At 64.7% G+C, this 19,035-nt stretch carries 20 protein-coding genes and 1 tRNA gene; 13 read left to right on the forward strand and 8 right to left on the reverse strand.

Translation table 11 applies throughout. The features are described from left to right. Window positions 1–5: 5 nt before the first annotated feature. The 3 genes from dph5 to AUR64_RS07025 all read right to left on the reverse strand — a co-directional run bounded on the left by dph5 (window position 6) and on the right by AUR64_RS07025 (window position 2,673). The gene (gene dph5, locus AUR64_RS07015; RefSeq protein WP_058581233.1) at window positions 6–812 is read right to left on the reverse strand and encodes a diphthine synthase; all 807 of its coding nucleotides are present in this window, start codon (window positions 810–812) and stop codon (window positions 6–8) included. A gap of 716 nt (window positions 813–1,528) precedes the next feature. Then, window positions 1,529–1,601 (reverse strand) — tRNA-Thr (locus AUR64_RS07020). 82 nt (window positions 1,602–1,683) lie between these two features. Further along, window positions 1,684–2,673, reverse strand: coding sequence for a class I SAM-dependent methyltransferase (locus AUR64_RS07025; protein WP_058581234.1), 990 nt, complete (start codon window positions 2,671–2,673; stop codon window positions 1,684–1,686). 86 nt (window positions 2,674–2,759) lie between these two features. On the opposite strand from AUR64_RS07025, the gene AUR64_RS07030 reads away from it, so the two are divergent. Further along, window positions 2,760–3,044, forward strand: a complete 285-nt coding sequence (locus tag AUR64_RS07030) for a hypothetical protein (protein ID WP_155120545.1) — start codon at window positions 2,760–2,762, stop codon at window positions 3,042–3,044. On the opposite strand, the gene AUR64_RS07035 is transcribed toward AUR64_RS07030, so the two are convergent. Both AUR64_RS07035 and btuC read right to left on the reverse strand, forming a co-directional pair. Then, window positions 3,011–4,408 (reverse strand): heme ABC transporter ATP-binding protein, encoded by a 1,398-nt coding sequence (locus AUR64_RS07035; protein ID WP_058581236.1) that lies wholly within the window; start codon window positions 4,406–4,408, stop codon window positions 3,011–3,013. The genes AUR64_RS07030 and AUR64_RS07035 overlap by 34 nt on opposite strands. Further along, complete coding sequence (gene btuC / locus AUR64_RS07040) at window positions 4,405–5,499, reverse strand: vitamin B12 ABC transporter permease BtuC (protein WP_058581237.1); 1,095 nt, start codon at window positions 5,497–5,499, stop codon at window positions 4,405–4,407. Before btuC ends, AUR64_RS07035 begins: the two co-directional genes overlap by 4 nt. Window positions 5,500–5,562: 63 nt before the next feature. Between btuC and AUR64_RS07045 the strand changes: the two genes are divergently transcribed. From AUR64_RS07045 to AUR64_RS07060, 4 genes are all read left to right on the forward strand, one after another. Beyond that, the gene (locus tag AUR64_RS07045; protein WP_058581238.1) at window positions 5,563–6,753 is read left to right on the forward strand and encodes a PGF-CTERM-anchored ABC transporter substrate-binding protein; all 1,191 of its coding nucleotides are present in this window, start codon (window positions 5,563–5,565) and stop codon (window positions 6,751–6,753) included. A 129-nt stretch (window positions 6,754–6,882) separates the two neighbouring features. After that, the gene (srp19, locus tag AUR64_RS07050; protein ID WP_058581239.1) at window positions 6,883–7,161 is read left to right on the forward strand and encodes a signal recognition particle subunit SRP19; all 279 of its coding nucleotides are present in this window, start codon (window positions 6,883–6,885) and stop codon (window positions 7,159–7,161) included. Further along, on the forward strand, window positions 7,161–7,388 hold the full coding sequence (locus tag AUR64_RS07055) for an H/ACA ribonucleoprotein complex subunit GAR1 (RefSeq protein WP_058581240.1): 228 nt from the start codon (window positions 7,161–7,163) through the stop codon (window positions 7,386–7,388). Before srp19 ends, AUR64_RS07055 begins: the two co-directional genes overlap by 1 nt. A gap of 75 nt (window positions 7,389–7,463) precedes the next feature. Further along, on the forward strand, window positions 7,464–8,549 hold the full coding sequence (locus tag AUR64_RS07060; protein WP_058581241.1) for a presenilin family intramembrane aspartyl protease PSH: 1,086 nt from the start codon (window positions 7,464–7,466) through the stop codon (window positions 8,547–8,549). A 42-nt stretch (window positions 8,550–8,591) separates the two neighbouring features. Here AUR64_RS07060 and AUR64_RS21425 read toward each other — a convergent pair whose 3' ends face one another. Then, on the reverse strand, window positions 8,592–9,434 hold the full coding sequence (locus tag AUR64_RS21425; protein WP_058581838.1) for a DUF7351 domain-containing protein: 843 nt from the start codon (window positions 9,432–9,434) through the stop codon (window positions 8,592–8,594). 358 nt (window positions 9,435–9,792) lie between these two features. Here AUR64_RS21425 and AUR64_RS07070 point away from each other — a divergent pair, with 358 nt between their 5' ends. After that, window positions 9,793–10,632, forward strand: coding sequence for a CPBP family intramembrane glutamic endopeptidase (locus AUR64_RS07070; protein WP_058581242.1), 840 nt, complete (start codon window positions 9,793–9,795; stop codon window positions 10,630–10,632). Window positions 10,633–10,731: 99 nt separating this feature from the next. On the opposite strand, the gene AUR64_RS07075 is transcribed toward AUR64_RS07070, so the two are convergent. Further along, window positions 10,732–11,211 carry a PUA domain-containing protein gene (locus tag AUR64_RS07075; RefSeq protein WP_058581243.1) on the reverse strand — a complete coding sequence of 160 codons (480 nt, stop codon included), beginning with the start codon at window positions 11,209–11,211 and terminating at the stop codon, window positions 10,732–10,734. A gap of 93 nt (window positions 11,212–11,304) precedes the next feature. Between AUR64_RS07075 and AUR64_RS07080 the strand changes: the two genes are divergently transcribed. Further along, a complete protein-coding gene (locus tag AUR64_RS07080) occupies window positions 11,305–12,177 on the forward strand; it encodes a DUF7847 domain-containing protein (RefSeq protein ID WP_058581244.1) in 873 nt (290 codons plus the stop codon). On the opposite strand, the gene AUR64_RS07085 is transcribed toward AUR64_RS07080, so the two are convergent. Then, a complete protein-coding gene (locus AUR64_RS07085) occupies window positions 12,174–12,671 on the reverse strand; it encodes a LabA-like NYN domain-containing protein (protein ID WP_058581245.1) in 498 nt (165 codons plus the stop codon). The genes AUR64_RS07080 and AUR64_RS07085 overlap by 4 nt on opposite strands. Window positions 12,672–13,082: 411 nt before the next feature. On the opposite strand from AUR64_RS07085, the gene dapA reads away from it, so the two are divergent. Genes dapA through AUR64_RS07115 form a run of 6 tightly spaced genes read left to right on the forward strand, consistent with a single transcriptional unit; the run spans window position 13,083 to window position 19,014 of the window. Then, window positions 13,083–13,988 (forward strand): 4-hydroxy-tetrahydrodipicolinate synthase, encoded by a 906-nt coding sequence (dapA, locus tag AUR64_RS07090; RefSeq protein WP_058581246.1) that lies wholly within the window; start codon window positions 13,083–13,085, stop codon window positions 13,986–13,988. Further along, complete coding sequence (gene dapB / locus AUR64_RS07095) at window positions 13,985–14,794, forward strand: 4-hydroxy-tetrahydrodipicolinate reductase (RefSeq protein WP_058581247.1); 810 nt, start codon at window positions 13,985–13,987, stop codon at window positions 14,792–14,794. Before dapA ends, dapB begins: the two co-directional genes overlap by 4 nt. Further along, the gene (locus tag AUR64_RS07100; RefSeq protein ID WP_058581248.1) at window positions 14,791–15,636 is read left to right on the forward strand and encodes a 2,3,4,5-tetrahydropyridine-2,6-dicarboxylate N-succinyltransferase; all 846 of its coding nucleotides are present in this window, start codon (window positions 14,791–14,793) and stop codon (window positions 15,634–15,636) included. Before dapB ends, AUR64_RS07100 begins: the two co-directional genes overlap by 4 nt. Further along, on the forward strand, window positions 15,633–16,973 hold the full coding sequence (gene lysA, locus AUR64_RS07105; protein ID WP_058581249.1) for a diaminopimelate decarboxylase: 1,341 nt from the start codon (window positions 15,633–15,635) through the stop codon (window positions 16,971–16,973). The genes AUR64_RS07100 and lysA overlap by 4 nt, the downstream gene beginning before the upstream one ends. Further along, complete coding sequence (dapF, locus tag AUR64_RS07110) at window positions 16,970–17,872, forward strand: diaminopimelate epimerase (RefSeq protein ID WP_058581250.1); 903 nt, start codon at window positions 16,970–16,972, stop codon at window positions 17,870–17,872. Before lysA ends, dapF begins: the two co-directional genes overlap by 4 nt. Further along, window positions 17,869–19,014 (forward strand): M20 family metallopeptidase, encoded by a 1,146-nt coding sequence (locus tag AUR64_RS07115; RefSeq protein ID WP_058581251.1) that lies wholly within the window; start codon window positions 17,869–17,871, stop codon window positions 19,012–19,014. Before dapF ends, AUR64_RS07115 begins: the two co-directional genes overlap by 4 nt. Window positions 19,015–19,035 lie beyond the last annotated feature (21 nt).

The raw sequence follows: 19,035 nt of genomic DNA on the forward strand, positions 1-19,035 counted from the left end.
GCGACTCAGTACAGATTGTCTTCGATAACGTCGGCCGGTGCTTCCCCGAACGCCTCCAGCGCCTCTGCTTCTAGGTCGTGCAACTCCGCAGGAACGATGAGCATCTGCAGCGGGTCGCCGAACTCCCGTTCGGAGAGCGCCGAGAGTCTGTCGGCGGCGACGACCGGTTCGGGACTGCCCGCGCGGGCGACGACGACACCTAGCGCGTCCTCGTCCCAGTCGCGGGCGAACTCGCGGGCGGCGAAGTCAGCGGTCATGTACTCGTCGGCGGCGTCGACGCCTGCACGCTCGTAGCCGACTTTGATGTCGAGGTAGACGAGGGTGTGGAGGCCTCGCTCGCGGTTGTCTTCGATGGTGTCGATAACGCTCTGTGGAGTCCCGTCCGCCCCGTGGGCGTAGGGAAACGGAAGCGTCGTCGCCTTTCCGAATCGGTAGTTCTGCAGTCCGGTGAGACCGCTGGCGGCCGACTGAGCGGTGACGCCGTGGACGATTTCCGTCTCGATACCGCGTTCGTGCGCCCGGAGTCGTAAGTCGACGTGCGTCGTCGAAATCATCGTGTCGCCGGCGGTGAGAAACACTGTCTCGCCCTCCTCGGCGGCGTCGAGAATCTCGTCTGCGTCCTGTTCGACGCCTGCGCGGTCCCGAACTTCGACGTCGACGCCGTGGTGTTTACTGAGGGCGTCGACTGTCGTTCCGATGAGTTTGCTCGTGTAGAACTCCGCGAAGGCGCGGTCTGCGCTCCGGAGTGCTTCCCGTCCTTCGACGGTTATCGACTGCTCGTCGTAGAGACCGAGACCGATGAACGTGAGCATGTATAGTCGAAATCGGCAGCACGCGCGCATAAACCGTCTGCATCGACGTGACGTGGTCCGGCAGGGAGTGGTATCGTGACCATACCGCCGAAATACGTGGTCTCGGCCGTTGGGTCGCTGTTTCACGAAGGCGGGCGAGAAGGCGGGTCGTCGGTGGTCGACCCGCTCTGGACGAGCATGCAGACCGGTACAGAACGCATTACCAAGGGTGTCCCCCACCTTGGAAGAGACGAGTGCCTGCCACGCGGAGGTTCTTGCAACATTCGGCGGTACTCGACGACAATCTGCTCCCCCTCGGATTGTCTTGGTGTGTCAACGTCCGGGACGAGCACCCCCCGGACCGCTCTCACGTGTGGAGCGACGGGTTCTCTGCCCGAAGGGCGTCCCATGTCTGGTGAGACGGAACAGACACCGGTACATCCATCTATTCTCGTCTGGGCAAGTTTTATTTTTATAAAATCCCTCGAAAAGACACGTATGATCGCGGTTAGACCTCATCGGGAACCAAGCCGCACGAAAAAACATCCTCGGCGACCGAGTGAAGAACTCAAACTCGGAAATCCCCCACAAACGAGAGTCGAAGACGGAATCAGCGACGAACAGGTCGCGTGGCTCAAGCGGTTAGTCGATGCTCGGCGAAGAGACCGCAAACCCCAAGAGACGAGCTAACTGGGTTTCGAAACCGCTCCGCTTCTCGTGAAGTTCGTCGCAGAAAGAGCCGGTGGAGGGATTTGAACCCTCGGCCTATTCCTTACGAAGGAATCGCTCTGCCAGCTGAGCTACACCGGCGCAGTATCGCGCACCTCAACGTACCGCTATCGGGCCAATAAGGGTTCCGAAACGAGACGCCGCGTGCCACGTCGACGCGTGGCTATTCGGGGCGTCGAGACAGCCGAACGTCCAGACAGACGTTGTACTCGTGGGGCGCGTACGACCGGACGACGCGCTCGTTCACGACGGTCACCTCGTACTCGGGTTCGGCGGCGGCGCGAATCGCGCGTTCACCCGGCCCGAACGGGTCGTCTTCGTGTTGGATGTCGTAGTAGTGAATCACACAGTCGTCGCCTGCGACGGCGACGGCGGTGTCGAGGAACTCGTCGGCGCTGTGCGGGAGGTTCATCACGATGCGGGTCGCCCAGTTCTCGTGCTCGCGTCCGACCTCGGTCACGTCGCCGTGAATCGCCGTGAGTCTGTCCGAAACGCCGTTTCGCTCCGCGTTCTGTCGGAGATACTCGACGGCCACCTCGTTCAAATCGGCGGCGACGACGTCGGCACCGGCGTCGGCGAATGGCACCGCGAACGGCCCGACGCCGGCGAACATATCGAACACGTGCTCGCCCGCCTCGACCTGTTCGACGACGCGGTGTCGTTCGGTCGCCAGCCGCGGCGAGAAGTACACCGACGAGATGTCGAGGAGGAACTCGTAGCCGTACTCGCGGTGGAGCGTTTCCGTGTTTTGGCCCACGAGAACTTCCCAGTCGCGGACGCGGAGTTCACCCTGTATCTTCGAGGCGCGATTTACGACTGTCTCCGCGCGCACGTCTGACTCCATCACCGCGTCGGCGATGGTTCGGGCGCGCTCTGGGTCGTCTTCGTCGAGGATGACGATGTCACCGAGTCGTTCGTAGGAAGGCTCGGAACCCAGTAAGTCTGCGGGCGTCCGTTGCTGGCGGCGGGACGGAACGTCGTGGTCGACGAGTTCGTACTCGGCGGGAACGGCCGCCGAGTCGGTCACCGGGATGTAGAGAACGCCGTCGTCGGCGACGATGTCGTGGCCGTGGTCGACGACGCCCACGTCGACGAGCGCCTGTCGGGTCTCCTCGCCCGCGGAAGCGGGCACGCGTACGCAGGGAACCGTCATAGCTGTCTGTCGTGAGCGTCGCTCCGGCGGCGAGTAAGGCTGACGCTTCGCGTGTCGGTTATATCGTTCCGGTACGAACGTCGAACGTGGCAGACGAGTTCGAGTTCCCCGACCCGCAACCGGGACCGTCCGCGAGACGCCTCGCCGTGCGCCTCGGCTGTACGACACTCCTCTCCCTCCTGCTCATCGCTGCGTTCTGGGAGTTCGTCGTCCAGTGGCTTCCACTCCTCTGGCCGCCGACGCAACCGTACTCGCGGTGGCTGAGTATCCTCGCCGTCTTTCTCGGGTCGGTGTTTCTGCTCCCCGGTATCGTCGGCTCGGTCGTCGGCGACGCGCTCTACGACCGGTGGTCCGAGGAGCGCGACGACTGAGACGACTGCGACGAGTGAGATGAGTGAGACGACTGCGACGACTGGGCGGACCGAGTAGCGTCCGAGTTCCGGCCAGCGTCTGTTGGGTTTTGCGCCTCGTCGACCGCCGCAGCGACCGCGCCGACGACACGACTCGGTGAGACGACCGTCGCCCGCTCTCGCAGTTCGGCGTACGTCTCGGCGGCCGCAGCACCGGCGTAGTTGCGCTCGGCGAACGGCCGTTCCTCGACGAGAACGAGCGACCTTGCGGCCCGGACCGCATCGAGATTCGCCCGGTTGCCGTCACCGATTTCGACGTCGGCGACGACGGTCACGTCGGCGTCTCGGACCCGGGATTCGACCGCTGTCTGCGTCTCGGCGTCGACGGCAGCGAAAGGCGGGACAGTCACCGTGTCCAACCCGAGACTGCGGGCCGTCTCGGTGTCGGAGTCGCCCTCGTTGAGCGCACCGACCGAGACGTCGTAGCCGGCGGCGTCGAGAAGATACAACAGACGCGCGGCGCTTCCACCGCCGCCGACGACGTGAACGCGGCCCTCTCGGTCGCCGCGGTGGTTCTCGGGGAGCGCCGTCACGTAGACGGAGCCAGTCACCGGATGCCGGGAGACGACGGCGTTCGCGTCGAACGCAGTCTCCAGATTGGCCTCCGTCAGCACCGACTCGGGGTCGCCCGAAGCCAGCACCTGCCCGTCGCCCAAGAGGAGCAGTTCGTCGCAGTAGTGCGCGGCGAGGTTGAGGTCGTGGATAGCTGCGACGACGGTTTTCCCGCTCGCCACGAGGTCGCGGACGAGTTCGAGCGTCCGAACCTGATGGTTGATGTCGAGACTCGCCGTGGGTTCGTCCAAGAGCAGCACCGGCGCGTCCTGCGCCAGCGCACGCGCGAGCAGCACACGCTGGCGCTCACCACCACTGACGGCGGTCACCGAGCGGTCGGCGAACTGCGAAACGTCGGTCCGTGCCATCGCCTCCGAGACGGCGCGTTCGTCGTCGTCGCCGAAACGCTCGAACCGACCGAGATGCGGCGACCGACCCATCGCAACCGTCTCGCGCACGTCGAAGTCGAACGATAGGGAGGTGTTCTGTGGAACGGTCGCCACGAGTCGACTGACTGCCTTCGACGAGCGCCCGGCGATGGAGACGCCGTCGACGACGATGGAGCCACGGGCGGGGCGAAGCAGCCCCGAAACCGAGCGCAACAGCGTCGACTTCCCCGCACCGTTCGGTCCGACGAGGCCGACGAACGTCCCGCGTTCGACCGTCGCGTCCACGCCGTCGAGTACCGAGACACCGCCGAGTTCGACCACGAGGTCGTCGACGCGGATGGCGGCGTCCTTGCCCGTTTCCCCACTACCGTTCCTGCGGCTCACACCGAACGCACCTCCTGTGTGCGCAGCAGATAGAGGAAGAACGGCGCACCCAGCGCCGCGGTGACGATGCCGACCGGCAGTTCGGCAGTCCCCGACCGCGCGAGCGTGTCGGTAGCGACGAGAAACGCCGCGCCTGCGAGCGCACTCGTCGGCAGGAGGATTCTGTGGTCGGGGCCGACGAGTAGACGCATCACGTGCGGGACGATGAGGCCGACGAAGCCGATGACGCCGGAGACGGCGACGGCCGCCGCAGTGACGAGACTCGACACCGCCAGCAGAACGCGCTTGGTCCGCTCGACTTCGATACCGAGGCTGTGTGCGTCTTCTTCACCCAAGAGGAGCACGTTCAGGTCGCGGCCGTACGCGAGGAGTACGAAAAACAGCAGCGGAACCAGAAGCGCAGCGACGGTAACGTCGCCCCACGAGGCGTTGTCGAGGTGACCCATCAGCCAGTAGGTGACCTGACGGAGGCTCTCGCCGCTGTGTAGGAGCATAAAGGAGATGACCGCGCCCAGAAACGTCTGGATGGCGACGCCCGCCAGAAGCAGCGTCGCAACGGGTGTCCGGCCGTCTTCGGTGGCGATGAGGTAGACGCCGAACGCGGTGAGAAGCGCGCCGACGAACGCCGCGCCTTGGAGACCGAGACCGAACGGAAACGCGAACGGCGCGACGAGGAAGGCGACGGCACCGACGGCCGCGCCCGAGGAGACGCCGATGATGGAGGGGTCCGCCATCGGGTTTCGGAAGAAGCCCTGCATGACGACGCCCGCCGTCGCCAGTGCGAACCCCACGACGGCCCCGAGGAGGATTCTCGGGAGTCGAATCGTCGTCACGATGGTCTGGTGGGAGCCTTCGACGGGGAAGGAAAACGGATGAACGTAGCCGACCGTAGGCGTCGGAAGGGTGACGCCTGCGACCGACGCCTGCCCGAACGAGACCGACGCTGGCACCGCGACGCCGTTGAGCGTCGCTTTGGCGACCGTCGACGGCGTGATGGCGACCGGGCCGATACCGGCGCTCACGAGCACGACGACCGCGAGAACGACGAGGAGCGCAACCGACCAGACGCCCGTGCGTGTCTCGATTCGCATCTGTTACGAAAGCCTGCTTGCATTAGGTAAATACTTATTGAATTAGTGATTCGGTGGAGTCACATGCGACAGACAGTATCCACGATTCTCACGGCGCTCGTCGTCCTCTCGCTCGTCGCGCCCGCGACAGCGACGGCGGCAGGCGTCGGTGTCGGGTCCGTCGGCGACACGAACCCGGCGATGCAAGCGGACTGTTCGTTCCCGTTCACCGCGACGGACGCGACAGGGACCGAAGTGACGATAGAGGAGAAACCCGAGCGCGTGACGACGCTCAACCCGAGTGCCGCCCAGACGATGTGGGAGATTGGCGGCGAGGAGCAGGTCGTCGGCGTCTCGCAGTTCGCACTCTACCTCGACGGCGCGGAGCGTCGCTCGAACGTCTCCGCCGCCGGATTCGGCGTCAACAACGAGAAAGTCGTCGCCACCGACCCCGACCTCGTCCTCGCGCCGAACTCCATCTCCCCCGAAACGGTCGAGGCGCTCCGCAACTCCGGACTGACCGTCTTCCACCTCCCGGACGCGACGAACATCGAGGACGTGCGCGAGAAGACGACGCTCATCGGCCAACTCACCGGTAACTGTGCGGGCGCGTCGGAAGCGAACGCGTGGATGATGCAGAACGTCGACGCGGCCGAGAACGCGACGGCCGACGCCGAGCGTCCGTCTGTGCTGTACCCGCTGGGCGGTCCGTACGTCGCCGGCGGGAACACGTTCATCAGCGCGATGATAAACGCCTCCGGCGGGTCGAACGTCGCTGCCGAACGTGGTCTAACTGGATACCCGGAGGTGAGCGACGAAGTCGTCGTCGAAGCCAACCCCGAGATTCTGCTCGTCCAGACCGAGGCTGATGGTGAGCAGTACGTGACGACCGAACCGTACGCCAGCACCGCCGCCGGACAGAACGGGCAGTACGTCGTCGTCGAGCAGAACTACCTCAACCAACCCGCACCACGAAGCGTCGTCTACGCGGTCCAGAACATGACCGAAGGGTTCCACCCCGACGCCGACGCTGAGTTCGTCTCCCGCGCCGAGTTCCAAGCGAACGCGAACACGACGGAGACCGCGAACGGTGACGGAGCAACGAACGAGACGACGCAGACCGACGAGGCCACGGAGACCGAAGCGCCCGCCGCCAACGACGACGAGACGACGACCGAGTCTGGCGATTCGACGGACACGACCGGACCCGGATTCGGTGTGACCGTCGCCGTCGCCGCACTGGCCGTCGCCGCGTTGTCGGCGCGACGGTTGTAAGAGCCAGCGAACTCTCCCGGTCCACCTCTCGTTCGGACCACGAACACGTCGCGGCCGTCCGTCAGACTGCATCCGAATCCCGCGGCCCGCGACCACAACCGTCTTTTTCCCGGGGCATCCACAGCGACTATGGTCGAAAACGTCATCTGGCCCGCCTATCTCGACGCGGAGAAGACCCGCTCGGGGGGCCGCCGTGTCCCGCTGAACGCGGCCGTCGAAAATCCGACGGTCGACGAAATCGCCAAAGCCGTCCAGCAGGTCGGCTACGACGCCATCATCGAGCGTAACAAGACGTACTCGCGGGAGTACGAGACTCGCGGGTGTGTGCTCGTCCAAGGTGCCGACGACGCCACGAAGAACGACCTCGTCCAAGCCGTCGCCGCCTACGTCGGCATCCTCCGCGACTGATGCAGCGAGTCGGTACCGTCTCCCGGACGGCACAGGGCCTCGCTATCGTCCGCTGGGAGGGCGACGACGACCCCCGAATCGGCACCAGCGTCGTCGACGAGAGTCTCTCGGCGGCCGGTCGTATCGTCGACGTGTTCGGCCCCGTGGACGCGCCGTACGTCGCCGTGACGCCGAAAGACCGCGCGAAACTCGCGTCGATGGTCGGCACGAAACTCTACGCGCGGTAAACTCGCCCGTTTCCTGTCCGCTCCGCTCGCGGCCAAGCGGAACCACCAAACCATCGGCGTCCCAACCGGTCGTCGATGGACCCTCGCATGTTCCGCGGCACCCTGTTGGCCGCGCTCATCTTCCTTCTCGTCCAACTCGGCGCGCTCGCGCTCGTTCCGACGTTCGACGCGGCGGGCTATCAGGCCGTCGAGGACCCCTCCGACCCGACGAACAGCCTCGTTTACATCGGCGCAATTCTCGTCGCCACCGCCGCGATGCTCGCCGCGTTCCGCTTCAACGCCGCGTGGACCGTCCGCGCCGTCGTGCTCTTTAGCAGCGGTCTGCTCTCGTGGTACGTGTTCAGCGCCATCGTCCCGCCCGTTCTCGTCGTCCAGACGGGCGCGGGCTACGTCGAACTGCTCTCGTTGGCGCTCGCCGCAGGCGTGTCGCTGGCGTTGTACCTCTATCCCGAGTGGTACGTCGTCGACACCGCCGGCGTCGTGATGGGTGCGGGCGCGGCCGGACTCTTCGGCATTAGCTTCGGCGTGCTTCCGGCTATCGTTCTTCTGAGTGTGCTCGCCGTCTACGACGCCATCAGCGTCTACGGCACCGAACACATGCTCAGCCTCGCCGAGGGTGTGATGGACCTGCGAGTACCGGTCGTCCTCGTGATTCCGCTGTCGCTGTCGTACTCGCTTCTCGACGACGACTTCTCGGGCGCGAGCGACGTTCACGAAGACGACGAGGACTCGCCGGAGACGGAGACCGAGAGCAAAAACGGCGAGGAACAAACGGCCGTCGCCGACGGTGACGGTGTGGCGGAGTCGGCGGAACAGGATGACATCGACGACACTGACGACACCGACGACGCGGGGCGCGACGCGTTCTTCATCGGCCTCGGTGACGCGGTGATGCCGACGGTGCTCGTCGCCAGTGCGGCGTTCTTCTCGCCGGCGGCGGCGTTCGGGTTCGGAGCGATTCCGGCGCTGAACCTCCCTGCACTGCTGGCGATGGTCGGCACGTTCCTCGGTCTCGGCGTACTGATGTGGGCCGTCGCAAAAGGTCGTGCCCACGCCGGTCTGCCGCTTTTGAACGGTGGGGCCATCGGCGGGTATCTCGTCGGGTCGGTACTCGCCGGCGTCTCGCTGGTGCAGGCACTCGGTCTCGCGCCGTATCTTTAGGAAAGATAGACGTGTAGTCTCGCAAGCCGACGAAAGACGCGGTCAACCCGATGGTCGTCGCTCGTGGGAGATAACCGCCGCCGACTCGTTCAGCGTTAGTACGAGTTCGGCCCCATCAAGTTCCATTACGAGACGTAGCCGAAGTGGATCTTCGCTCACGATTTTCGTCTCCGGGTCGAGAATGGAGTCGAAGGTCCACACGTTGGTCTCTCGCAAGTCGATTCCAGCGTCGAACAGAAAGGACGTAACTGCGGGATGGTCCATGGTGACGGCCCCGGCGTTCAGGTTCGTCTCGTCGCCGCATGCCCGACACTCGAATCGAACGTTCAGTTCGGGGTGGTGAGTGACCGATTCCTCCGGCGAGAGTGCAGTCAGTTTCGAGTCGACCCGACCGTGACAGAGCTTACAGAATCCCCGACTGAGTTGACGGGAAAGAGTGAGGAGATGCAGACTGAACACCTCCGGGAGTCGCTCTGGGGTGATACTAGCGACGGTGATGGGTGGAACCGGCATACGAGCGATTAACTCACCACACTCCGGACAGTCTACGCTGACTTCACCGTCTCGGTACTGTGCCTCTAAGGTTCCCTCACAAAGCACACATGGGCCCGCGGAGACGGTACCGAGGTCCAAGTCGCTTACGTCAGAAAAGTGTCCGGAAACGGCGGTTCCGATAGCCTGCTTGCCTGCATGTGCGAGCAGATATCCTGCCTCCGACTTCCGAACGAACTCGGGAACAAGCATATTCAAATGATAGTTGAACTTGCCCGAGTCGCGGACGGCGACCTGTGACTGTAATTCCGAAAAAGAAAGCGCCTCGCCACGTCTTTCCCAGAGTTGCTGGAGTATCTCAAGGCGTAGCTCGTTGGAGAGGAGACCAAACATCGAATCTAGTTCAGTCGTTGAGTCTCGATTGCCGGTCACAATACGACGTGCTCACACGTTCTTCAAGAATGTTCCGTGGATTGTTTCCAGTTGGCGTGTCGGTGTCATTGGGACAGAACACAATTAATATCAAAAATATTACCGAAAGATTTCTCTGAAAATTCTTACAGTAACGACGACCTTCATCGTGTCTGTGTCCCTACTGATGAACGAACGCCTTAGCCTCCTACGTGGTCGAAAAGATACCAGACTCAAAGCGACGTTACGCGGATTGATTCCGCCGTTCGTACAACTGGTCGCGTTGTACGCCACATTCGTTCTCGTAGCTCCGTTGTTACCCTCCAAGGCCAACGCAACGATGTCGACCCAACAAGCAGCAGTCGTCGCTTTGGTCCTCAGTGTTGGAGTCGCAGCGTCGGCTGGTGTCGCGTGTGCTGTGTCGGGATGGCTCGACCAGCGTGAGTTCGCTAGCTTTGGGTCGATTCTGTCGAGAGTATCACTACAGGAGTTCGGCGGTGGACTCCTCGTCGGGATGCTGGCCGCTGTTTCGGCGGTCGCGTATCTCGTCATCGGTGGAAACGCCCGCCTTGCGACGACCCCGACCGAGGTGGGGACTCGTTCGACCTCTTTCCTGTTCATTGCCGCAGTACTCCTCTATCTCACGGTAAACGTCGTGAGCGAAGAGCTGATATTTCGAAGAATCGTCCTCGGGAACTTCGTCGAAGGACTCACCAGTCGCTCACTTGACCAGCGATACGTTGCACTCTTGGCAGTTGCGGCTAGCGCGCTCGTTTTCGGTGTTTGGCATCCAATCTCTCCTGGTGCAGGAGGCGGTATCGACACCGTCCTCACAAGTGCGGGAGTCGGAGTTCTCCTCGGAACCGCATACCTACTTTCCGGACGGCTCTCGTTCCCGGTCGGTATCCATCTCGGTGGTGGACTCGTACTCGTTACTCTCACCCAACAGCAACTGTTCGGGTACGCGCTCCCAACGGTGGTCGAACTCGAACAACTCACTGGCGGCCCGGAAGTCACGTACGGTATCTTGTTCGCCCGTGTTGCATCCGGTCTCTGCCTCGTTTGCCTGTGGGTCTATTTGACCCGCGGGAAACTGTCGTTCGACGACCGTGTGTTCTCACAGGAGACGAAAGCGAACGACCCGAGGAAGTCTCGAAACCCTACTGCTGGAAACGACTGATTCCAGCAGACACCGTACGAGAAACGTATCTCACTCGTCCTTAGGCGGGTACGTCCGTCCCAGAGGCCGATGAGACTCCGACCCACATCCAGAGTTCCGTTATTGGTCCGCCTCGCCCGCGCCGTTTCTCACTTTCACGGCCATCCCCGACTCGAAGTCGAGCATCGCTTTCGCTGGAAGTTCCGCGCGGCCGACGGCTAACACTCCCCCTTCCTCGTGGACGACGGCCACCTCGTCGCCCTGTCGAATCTCTTCACCCACTTCTTGGACGAACTTGGCGAAGACGTTCTTGCCGTCGCGGACGAACGGTTCGCTCTCGTCGCCGACGACGACCCGGGAGAGGGGTGCGTCGAGGGCATCCGTCAGTCGGCGACCCCCGGCGACGCCGAGACGGAATCGGCCGTCGATACCGTAGGAGACGACTCTGTCGTCGCCGTCGTACACCTGTCGGGGGCGGCCGCTTTTCGTCCGCCGGAGTTCGAAGTCGCCGGTCTCTGGAAACAGCGCCGCACCCGCGCCCGCGCCGAACTGATAGTCGGCGACGACGCGCAGGTCCGCGACGTCCGCAGCATCGCTCATACTCGGCTCTGTCCCCCGGGCGGCGAAAACGCTTCGACTTCCGAGTCGTGACTGTCGCGTAGCTTTATCAGACCACGTTGCCAACGTGGATTCGTGTCGGTCCTCCAATCGTTCACACAGTCCCTCCGAACCGTTCTGAAACAACCGACGTTGTTTGCGCCGGCGACCATCTACGCGCTGCTGTCGCTGCCAGCGATAGTGCTACCGCTGTTGGGCGTGCGGTTCGTCGGCCCTATCAGTTCGCTGTTGCTCGTCCTCGTCAGTCCGTTTTTCGTCGGCGGCATCGTCGGCATGGCACGGGAGGCACTCGGCGGCCAAACGTCGCTGTCGACGTTCGTCGCCGAAGGGAAGGAGAACTACCTGACGCTGCTGTTGGCGAACGTCCTCCTGTTCGCCCTGTTTTTCGTCGGCTTTCTCGTCTTCGGCTTCGCCGGCTTTGCAATCGTCATACTCGTCGGTGTCGCCGTGCCTGACCCGACTGCAGGGGTCGGACTAGGTATCGCGCTGTTCGCACTGGCGGCGTTCCTGATTCCCCTCCTCGCCGTGCTGTTGTTCCAGTTCTTCTTCCAGTTCTACACGATAGCCATCGTCGTCGAGGATGCGGGCGTCGTCGACGGGTTCAAACGAAGCTACGGCGTCGTCCGGTCGAATCTGCTGTCGGTGTTCGGCTACACGCTACTGGTGTTCGTACTCGGTGCCGTCATCCAACTGCCGACGTTCGCGCTCGCAACCGTCGACCCGCTGTCGGCGTACGGGATGGTGCCGCCGCAGTCACCGGTCGTTCTCGGGTCGCTCGTCGGACTGGCGTTCGTCTCGACGATACTCGTGTTCGCGTTCCAGCAGACGTTTGCGACGGCGTTCTTCCTCGACGTGCGGGGAGACGTCGGGAGCGCGGGAGATAGCGGGAACGCCGGAAACGCCGTAGACGCCGGGGATACCGACTCGACGATGTCGCCGGGCGTTTAGAGTAAGAAGGTTTCTTCTCGTTCCGAGAGGTCGACGAACGAGTCGGCCGCCTCGATGAGTTCCTCGGCCGTCGACTGCTTGAACGCCATCACCTCGGCGCGGACACCTTCGTGACGCAGGTGCGAGCAGAGTCGGGAGAAGTCCCCGTCGCCCGTGCAGAGAACGACGGTGTCGACGTGGTTGGCGAGCGTCACGGCGTCGAGGCTCATGCCGACGTCCCAGTCGGCCTTCTTCGACCCGTCGCCGAACGTCTTGATGTCCTTTATCTTCGTCTCGAAGCCGATGTCGACGAGCGCCTCGAAGAACCGTTCCTCGTCGGGGGCATCCGCGCGAATGACGTACGAGATAGCGCGGGTGAGTTCGCGGCCCTGAACGCTCTTTTCGAGAAGCGATGAGTAGTCGATGTTCCGCGAGTAGAGACTCTGTGCCGTGTGGTAGAGGTTCTGCGCGTCGACCAAAACGGCGACACGCTGATTCGGGTGGATTTCGGCCATGACTCCATACTCGGAGGGACCCGGTTTAATCCCTTGTTCTCGGCGGGGCAACGGAACCTCGGCGGCGGGTGGCGTTCGTGTTCCGGTCGTCGCTAACTACCGTCGCTCGTCAGTCGTCAGTCATCAGCGGCTGCCGGCCACCGACCGTCGTCGGCCGTCTGCCGGCGTTTGGAACCGCGTCGAACGGCAGGATTGGCAGACGACGTAAGGTATAAATCCCGCAGATGCCGTTGTGCGAACGTGACATCACCGGACGTCGCGCTCGGGACAGACCCCGTGACAGCGGCGCGTCCGACTTTTCTGAAAAAACGCGCGTTCTGATTGCTCGCGGCGGGGGTGGCGACCCCGTCCCGGGTGAGCTTCGACGCGCACCGATACATCACCGTCTCTCTCGACATCCACACAGCACCAATGACAACCGACCAGTTCCGCGGGGTGTACCCGGCGATGACGACGCCGTTCACCTCGGAAGGACGTATCGACTTCGAACAACTGCAGACCGACGCCCGACGCCTCGAAAACGCCGGGGTTTCGGGCCTCGTTCCCGTTGGCTCGACGGGCGAGAGCGCGACACTCACCCACGACGAACACGTCGAAGTGGTCGAAGCCGTCGTTTCCGCCGTCGACGTGCCGGTCATCGCCGGCTCCGGTTCTAACTCGACGCGCGAGGCGCTCGAACTCTCACAGCGCTCGGTTGACGCCGGCGCGGACGCGCTGCTTCTCATCTCGCCGTACTACAACAAGCCCGAACCGGCCGGGATGGTCGACCACTACCGCACCATCGCCGACGAGGTGGACGTGCCGCAAATCGTCTACAACGTCCCCTCTCGAACCGGCCGCAACATGACCGTCGACACCGTCGTCGAACTCGCCGGTCACGAGAACATCGCCGGCTACAAGGCCGCCAGCGGCGATTTGAATCAGATTTCGGAAGTCGTCGAACGCACCCGAGACGAGGATTTCTCCGTGCTTTCGGGCGACGACGGCCTCACGCTCCCGGTTCTCTCGGTCGGCGGAACCGGCACCATCAGCGTCGTCGCCAACGTCGAACCCGAGCGAACCGTCGAACTCGTGCAGGCCGCACTGGACGACGACTACGCCCGTGCCCGCGAGATTCACCACGAACTCGGCGAACTCGTCCGGCAGTTGTTCGTCGAAACCAACCCCATCCCGGTGAAGGAAGCGATGGAGATGCGCGGCTACGGTCCCGCCGACCTGCGCGCGCCGCTGACGCGACTCTCCGAACAGCACCGCGAGCGCCTGCAGGAACTGCTCGACGACCTGCAACGACGGGAAGCGGAGGCGACCAGCGGATGAGCGCGGGCGGCGACGGCGAGGACGTACCAGAACTGAGCGAGCGACCAGTCCGAGTCGCCATAACCGGCGCGACGGGTCGGATGGGTGTCGAACTCCGCGAACTGGCCGCCGACCGTGACGACCTGACCGTCGTGCTCGTCGTCTCACGAAGCGGTGACGACACGGACGACGAACTCGAGGACGCCGCCGACCTGCCGTCGCTGCTCGAAGAGCGCGACCCGGATGTGCTCGTCGATTTTACCGGACCTGAGTCCAGCGTCGAGTACGTTGCCGCCTGCGTCGGAACCGAGATACCGGTCGTCGTCGGGACGACCGGCTTCTCCGCCGAGCAGAACGCGGCGCTCGAAGATGCCGGCGAGTCGATTCCCCTCCTGAAAGCGGCGAACTTCTCGCGCGGCATCGCCGGACTCCGACGGGCCGTCCGCGAGGCCGTCTCCGCACTTCCCGGCTACGACATCGAACTGACCGAGACGCACCACAACGGCAAGCGCGACGCGCCCAGCGGCACGGCAAACACCATCCTCGACGACATCGAAACCGAACGCGAGACCGACAACAGAGTCCACGGCCGCGAGGGCGACCAACCCAGAGAAGCCGGCGAAATCGGTGTTCACGCGCGCCGCGCCGGCGACGTAACCGGCGAACACGAAGTGCTTCTCGCCGGCAACCACGAGGTGCTTTCTCTCACCCACCGCGCTGGCTCTCGCGGCGTCTTCGCCGCGGGAGCGCTCGACGCGGCGGTATGGCTCGCCGGCCGCGAGGCCGGTCGATACGACTTTTCGGACGTAATTGGAGACTCACGATGACGACGCTCGAATCCGACATCGACGACCTGTGGCAGCGCTACGACGACGACGAGATAGACGCCGAAACGGCAAGCAGCACCGAACTGGAGACGCTCGACGCGTTCCTCGACGCGCTCGAAGCCGGCGAAGTGCGGGCGGCCGAGAAAACCGGAACCTCTCTCGACTCGTGGGAAGCAAACGAGTGGGTCAAGCGGGGCATTCTCCTGAATTTCGGCCTGCGAAACACTCAACCGCGAGAGTACGGTGACGTGACGTATCACGACGTGTTGCCGCTGCGTGAGACGGGTGATTTGGCCGAGCGAGGCACGCGAAACACGCCGGACGGCACCGTCCTGCGACGCGGCGCGCACCTCGGCGACGACTGTATCGTCATGAGTCCCGCGTTTCTCAACATCGGCGCCTACGTCGGCGATGGCACGCTCGTCGACTCCTGTGACACCGTCGGGTCGTGCGCGCAAATCGGCGCGAACGTGAAGTTGGGCGCGAACACGCTCATCGGGGGCGTGCTCGAACCGGTCGAAGATGCCCCGGTCGTCGTCGAAGACGGCGTCTCGCTCGGCGCTGGCTGCCGGGTCACCTCGGGGTTCGTCGTCGGCGAGAACAGCATCGTCGGCGAGAACACCCTGCTGACGCCGCGGATTCCCGTCTACGACCTCGTGGAGGAGGAAGTGATATACGGGGAACTGCCGCCGGAGCGACGCGCGTTCACGCGCTTCGTCGAGTCTTCGCTCGGCGACCACGACCTCTTTGCGGGCGGAGCGTTCAAGCCCGCCGTCGTCGCGCTCGACGTCGAAGACGACACCCTCGACGCCACTCGTCGGGAGGAGGCACTCCGAGAATGAGTGATTCGGCTGGCGGAGTATCGCACGACGAAGACCGCAACCGAGTCGCGCGCGACAACCCAGCAGTCCGGCGACTCGCCGACTGGGACGCCGCACGCCTCGACGAACTCGTCGACGAGTACGGCACGCCGCTGTACGTCACCGACCTCGATAGAGTCCGGGAGAACTGCACACGCCTACGCGATGCGTTCCCCGACGCCGAGGTCCGCTACGCGGTGAAGGCCCACACCGGTCGGGCGGTGCTCGAAACCGTCCGCGAGGCCGGACTGCCTGCCGAGTGCGCGTCCGCCGGCGAGGTCCACCGCGCGCTCGGTGCGGGGTTCTCGGGCGACGAACTCCAGTACACCGCCGTTCATCCGCCCGCCGAGGACCTCGACTACGTCGTCGACGCGTGGCGTGAACACCCCGACCTCACCATCACCGTCGGCGCGGCCGACACCGCGGAGCGACTCCGAGAGCGGGGATTCGACGGTCGACTCTGTATTCGTGTCAACCCCGGCGTCGGCGCAGGCCACCACGAGAAGGTCCGCACCGGTGCAAACGCAAAGTTCGGCGTCCCGTACGACCGCGCGGCCGACCTCGTCCAGTCGGCAAGTGAAGAATTCGACCTCGTCGGCATCCACGCGCACGCCGGCAGCGGCATCTCCGGTGACGACCTCGAAAACCACCGCGAACTCGTCCGCCGGATGGGTGACCTCGCCCGCGAGGTGGCGGCGGCGGGCGTCGACTTGGAATTCGTCGACGTCGGCGGCGGGTTCGGCGTCCCCTACAGAGAAGACGAACCGGCGCTCGATTTGCCCGCCGTCGCGGAGGCGACGCGGGAGGCTCTCGGCGATATCGACGCGACGCTCGCGGTCGAACCCGGCCGCTACGTCGTCGCCGACGCGGGCGTGCTCCTCACGCGGGTCAACACGGTGAAGGAGACGCCCGAGACGGTCGTCGCCGGCGTCGACGCCGGGATGACGACGCTGCTTCGACCCGCGATGTACGACGCGTACCACGCGATTCGGAATCTGTCGGCCGAGACGGGAGGAACCGACGCGGGCGACGCCCGCGAAACCGTCGGCGCGACGGTGGTCGGCCCCATCTGCGAGAGTTCGGACGTGTTCTGCGAGAACCGTCCCCTGCCGCGTCCCGACCGGGACGACCTGCTCGCTATCGGCAACGCGGGGGCGTACGGCTACGAGATGGCGAGCACCTACAACTCCCGGCCGCGGCCGGCGGAGGTCGCACTCGGCGGTGGAGCGGGCGGCGAGAGCGGAGAGAGCGGAGAAGACGCCGCGTTGGTCCGGCGGCGCGAGACGCTTACGGACCTCACGGAGGTAGAATCACGATGAGCCCAGCACTCAACCACACTGTATCGTTCGAGAAGTTCCACGGCACCGGCAACGACTTCGTCGTCGTCGACGCCGACGACTCGGTGCCGTACCGCGGTCGGTTCGCCGAGACGCACTGTGACCGCGAAACCGGCGTCGCCGACGAATCCGGCGCACACGACCGACGCGGCGCGGACGGCGTCCTCTTCTTGGCGCTCGAACATCGCTTTCACCCGCCGCGAATCGTCATGACGCTCGTCCAACCCGACGGCTCCGTCGCCGCGATGTGCGGCAACGGCGCGCGCTGTGCGGCGGCGTGGGCGGCCGCCCGAACTGACGCCACCGAGTTCATGATTGACACCCAAGCGGGAACCAAGCGCGCCGTCGTCCGCGGGAACGCCGGAGGCGACGACCCGCTCGACATCACCGTCGAGATGGGCGTGCCGACGTTCGACCCGCGAGACGTGCCGCTGGCAGCCGACCACGACGGTGAACTCGTCGCCGAGGAACTCGACGGCCTCGAACTCACGGCTGTGAACACGGGTGTTCCCCACGCCGTCGCGTTCGTCGACGACGTCGACGACATCGCTCTCGACGCCGTCGCGCCCGCGATTCGCCACGCCGACGTCTTCTCGGAGGGCGCGAACGTCACGCTCGCCTCCCGCGACGACGACGGCGGGTTCAGCCAGCGCACCTTCGAGCGGGGTGTCGAGGGCGAAACCCAGTCCTGCGGCACGGGTGCAGTCGCCATCGTCGCCGCCGCCAAGCGCCTCGGCCACGTCGAAGGTGACGACCCGGTCCGCGTCTCGCCGCCGGGCGGCGACCTCGAAATCACGGTTCCCGACCGCGGGAGTGCGACACTCCGCGGCCCCGTCGAAGCGGAGTACGAAGGTCGACTCGCCGCCATGCCCGAACAGTGAGCGGCGACCTGTCGGACGAATCCGAGGCGTCCGAGGAGTCCGGGGCGTCCGAGAAGTTCGACCCAATCGACTTCTTAGACCGAGCGGTCCGCGTCAAGTCGCACGAGGACGTCTCCGCGATGCGCGAGTTGCTCGTCGAGACCGTGGAATCTCGGGGTATCGACACCATCGTCGACGACGCCGGCAACACGCTCGCGTCTCGCGGTGAGGGCTCGCCGCACGTCGTCTTGAACACACACATCGACACCGTCTCGCCGCACGTCGACTACGAACGCGAGGGCAGCGGCGACGACGAGGTGATTCGTGGTCGGGGGGCCTGCGACGCGAAAGGCCCGCTCGCAGCGCTACTCGCCGGATTCTTCGCCACCGACCCCCACGAGGGAACACTCACGCTCGCAGTGACGCCGGACGAGGAGGTACTCTCCACGGGAGCACACGCGTTGAACCTCGACGGCGACGCCTACATCGTCGGCGAACCGACCGGGTTGGACGTGTGTACGGCCGCGAAAGGGCGGTTCGAGGGCATTATCGAACTGTCGGGTGAGAACGCCCACGCCGCCGAATCGGAGTCGGGAGCCAACGCCGTCGCCGCCGCGGAAGGGGCGCTCGAAGCGATTCGGACGTACGACGCGGTCAGCGACACCTCGCCGCCGACGCACGAGCAACTCGGTGCACCGTCGTTGACACCGACGGTCATCTCGGGTGGCGAGGCGACGAACCAAGTTCCGGACAGATGTTCGATTACGGTCGACAGACGGAGCGTGCCGCCGGAGACAGCGCGAGAGTTCCGTGAGGCGCTCGAAGCTCACGTCCGGGCGCACGTCGCCGACGACGTGGGTGTCGAGTTCGCGCTTACAGAACGCGAAACGCCGTTTCTGGAGGCGTTCTCGACCGAACCGGACCACGAACTCGTCCGGACGCTCGCCGACGCTTCTGGGGATGTGGTTCGGCCGTTTACCGCCGCGACGGAGGCGTCGTACTTCTCGCCCGCGCCGACAGTCGTCTTCGGTCCCGGGGTGCTCGCCGACGACGAGGGGCCGGTAGCGCACGCCGACCGCGAGTACGTTCGAGTGAGCGAGGTTCGAGCGGCCGCCGATTCGGTGACGGAGACGTTGCAGTCGCTCGTCGGCGAGGACGGATAGCGAACGTTTGGGGACGGTGTT

The organism is Haloprofundus marisrubri (genome assembly GCF_001469955.1).
Lineage (GTDB): Archaea > Halobacteriota > Halobacteria > Halobacteriales > Haloferacaceae > Haloprofundus > Haloprofundus marisrubri.

Excerpts from the sequence above, each read along its gene's own strand:
- dph5 (WP_058581233.1), bottom strand. The coding sequence starts at position 812 with ATGCTCACGTTCATCGGTCTCGGTCTCTACGACGAGCAGTCGATAACC.
- AUR64_RS07025 (WP_058581234.1), bottom strand. The coding sequence starts at position 2,673 with ATGACGGTTCCCTGCGTACGCGTGCCCGCTTCCGCGGGCGAGGAGACC.
- btuC (WP_058581237.1), bottom strand. The coding sequence starts at position 5,499 with ATGCGAATCGAGACACGCACGGGCGTCTGGTCGGTTGCGCTCCTCGTC.
- AUR64_RS07045 (WP_058581238.1), top strand. The coding sequence starts at position 5,563 with ATGCGACAGACAGTATCCACGATTCTCACGGCGCTCGTCGTCCTCTCG.
- srp19 (WP_058581239.1), top strand. The coding sequence starts at position 6,883 with ATGGTCGAAAACGTCATCTGGCCCGCCTATCTCGACGCGGAGAAGACC.
- AUR64_RS07055 (WP_058581240.1), top strand. The coding sequence starts at position 7,161 with ATGCAGCGAGTCGGTACCGTCTCCCGGACGGCACAGGGCCTCGCTATC.
- AUR64_RS07060 (WP_058581241.1), top strand. The coding sequence starts at position 7,464 with ATGGACCCTCGCATGTTCCGCGGCACCCTGTTGGCCGCGCTCATCTTC.
- AUR64_RS21425 (WP_058581838.1), bottom strand. The coding sequence starts at position 9,434 with ATGTTTGGTCTCCTCTCCAACGAGCTACGCCTTGAGATACTCCAGCAA.
- AUR64_RS07070 (WP_058581242.1), top strand. The coding sequence starts at position 9,793 with ATGTCGACCCAACAAGCAGCAGTCGTCGCTTTGGTCCTCAGTGTTGGA.
- AUR64_RS07075 (WP_058581243.1), bottom strand. The coding sequence starts at position 11,211 with ATGAGCGATGCTGCGGACGTCGCGGACCTGCGCGTCGTCGCCGACTAT.
- AUR64_RS07085 (WP_058581245.1), bottom strand. The coding sequence starts at position 12,671 with ATGGCCGAAATCCACCCGAATCAGCGTGTCGCCGTTTTGGTCGACGCG.
- dapA (WP_058581246.1), top strand. The coding sequence starts at position 13,083 with ATGACAACCGACCAGTTCCGCGGGGTGTACCCGGCGATGACGACGCCG.
- dapB (WP_058581247.1), top strand. The coding sequence starts at position 13,985 with ATGAGCGCGGGCGGCGACGGCGAGGACGTACCAGAACTGAGCGAGCGA.
- AUR64_RS07100 (WP_058581248.1), top strand. The coding sequence starts at position 14,791 with ATGACGACGCTCGAATCCGACATCGACGACCTGTGGCAGCGCTACGAC.
- lysA (WP_058581249.1), top strand. The coding sequence starts at position 15,633 with ATGAGTGATTCGGCTGGCGGAGTATCGCACGACGAAGACCGCAACCGA.
- dapF (WP_058581250.1), top strand. The coding sequence starts at position 16,970 with ATGAGCCCAGCACTCAACCACACTGTATCGTTCGAGAAGTTCCACGGC.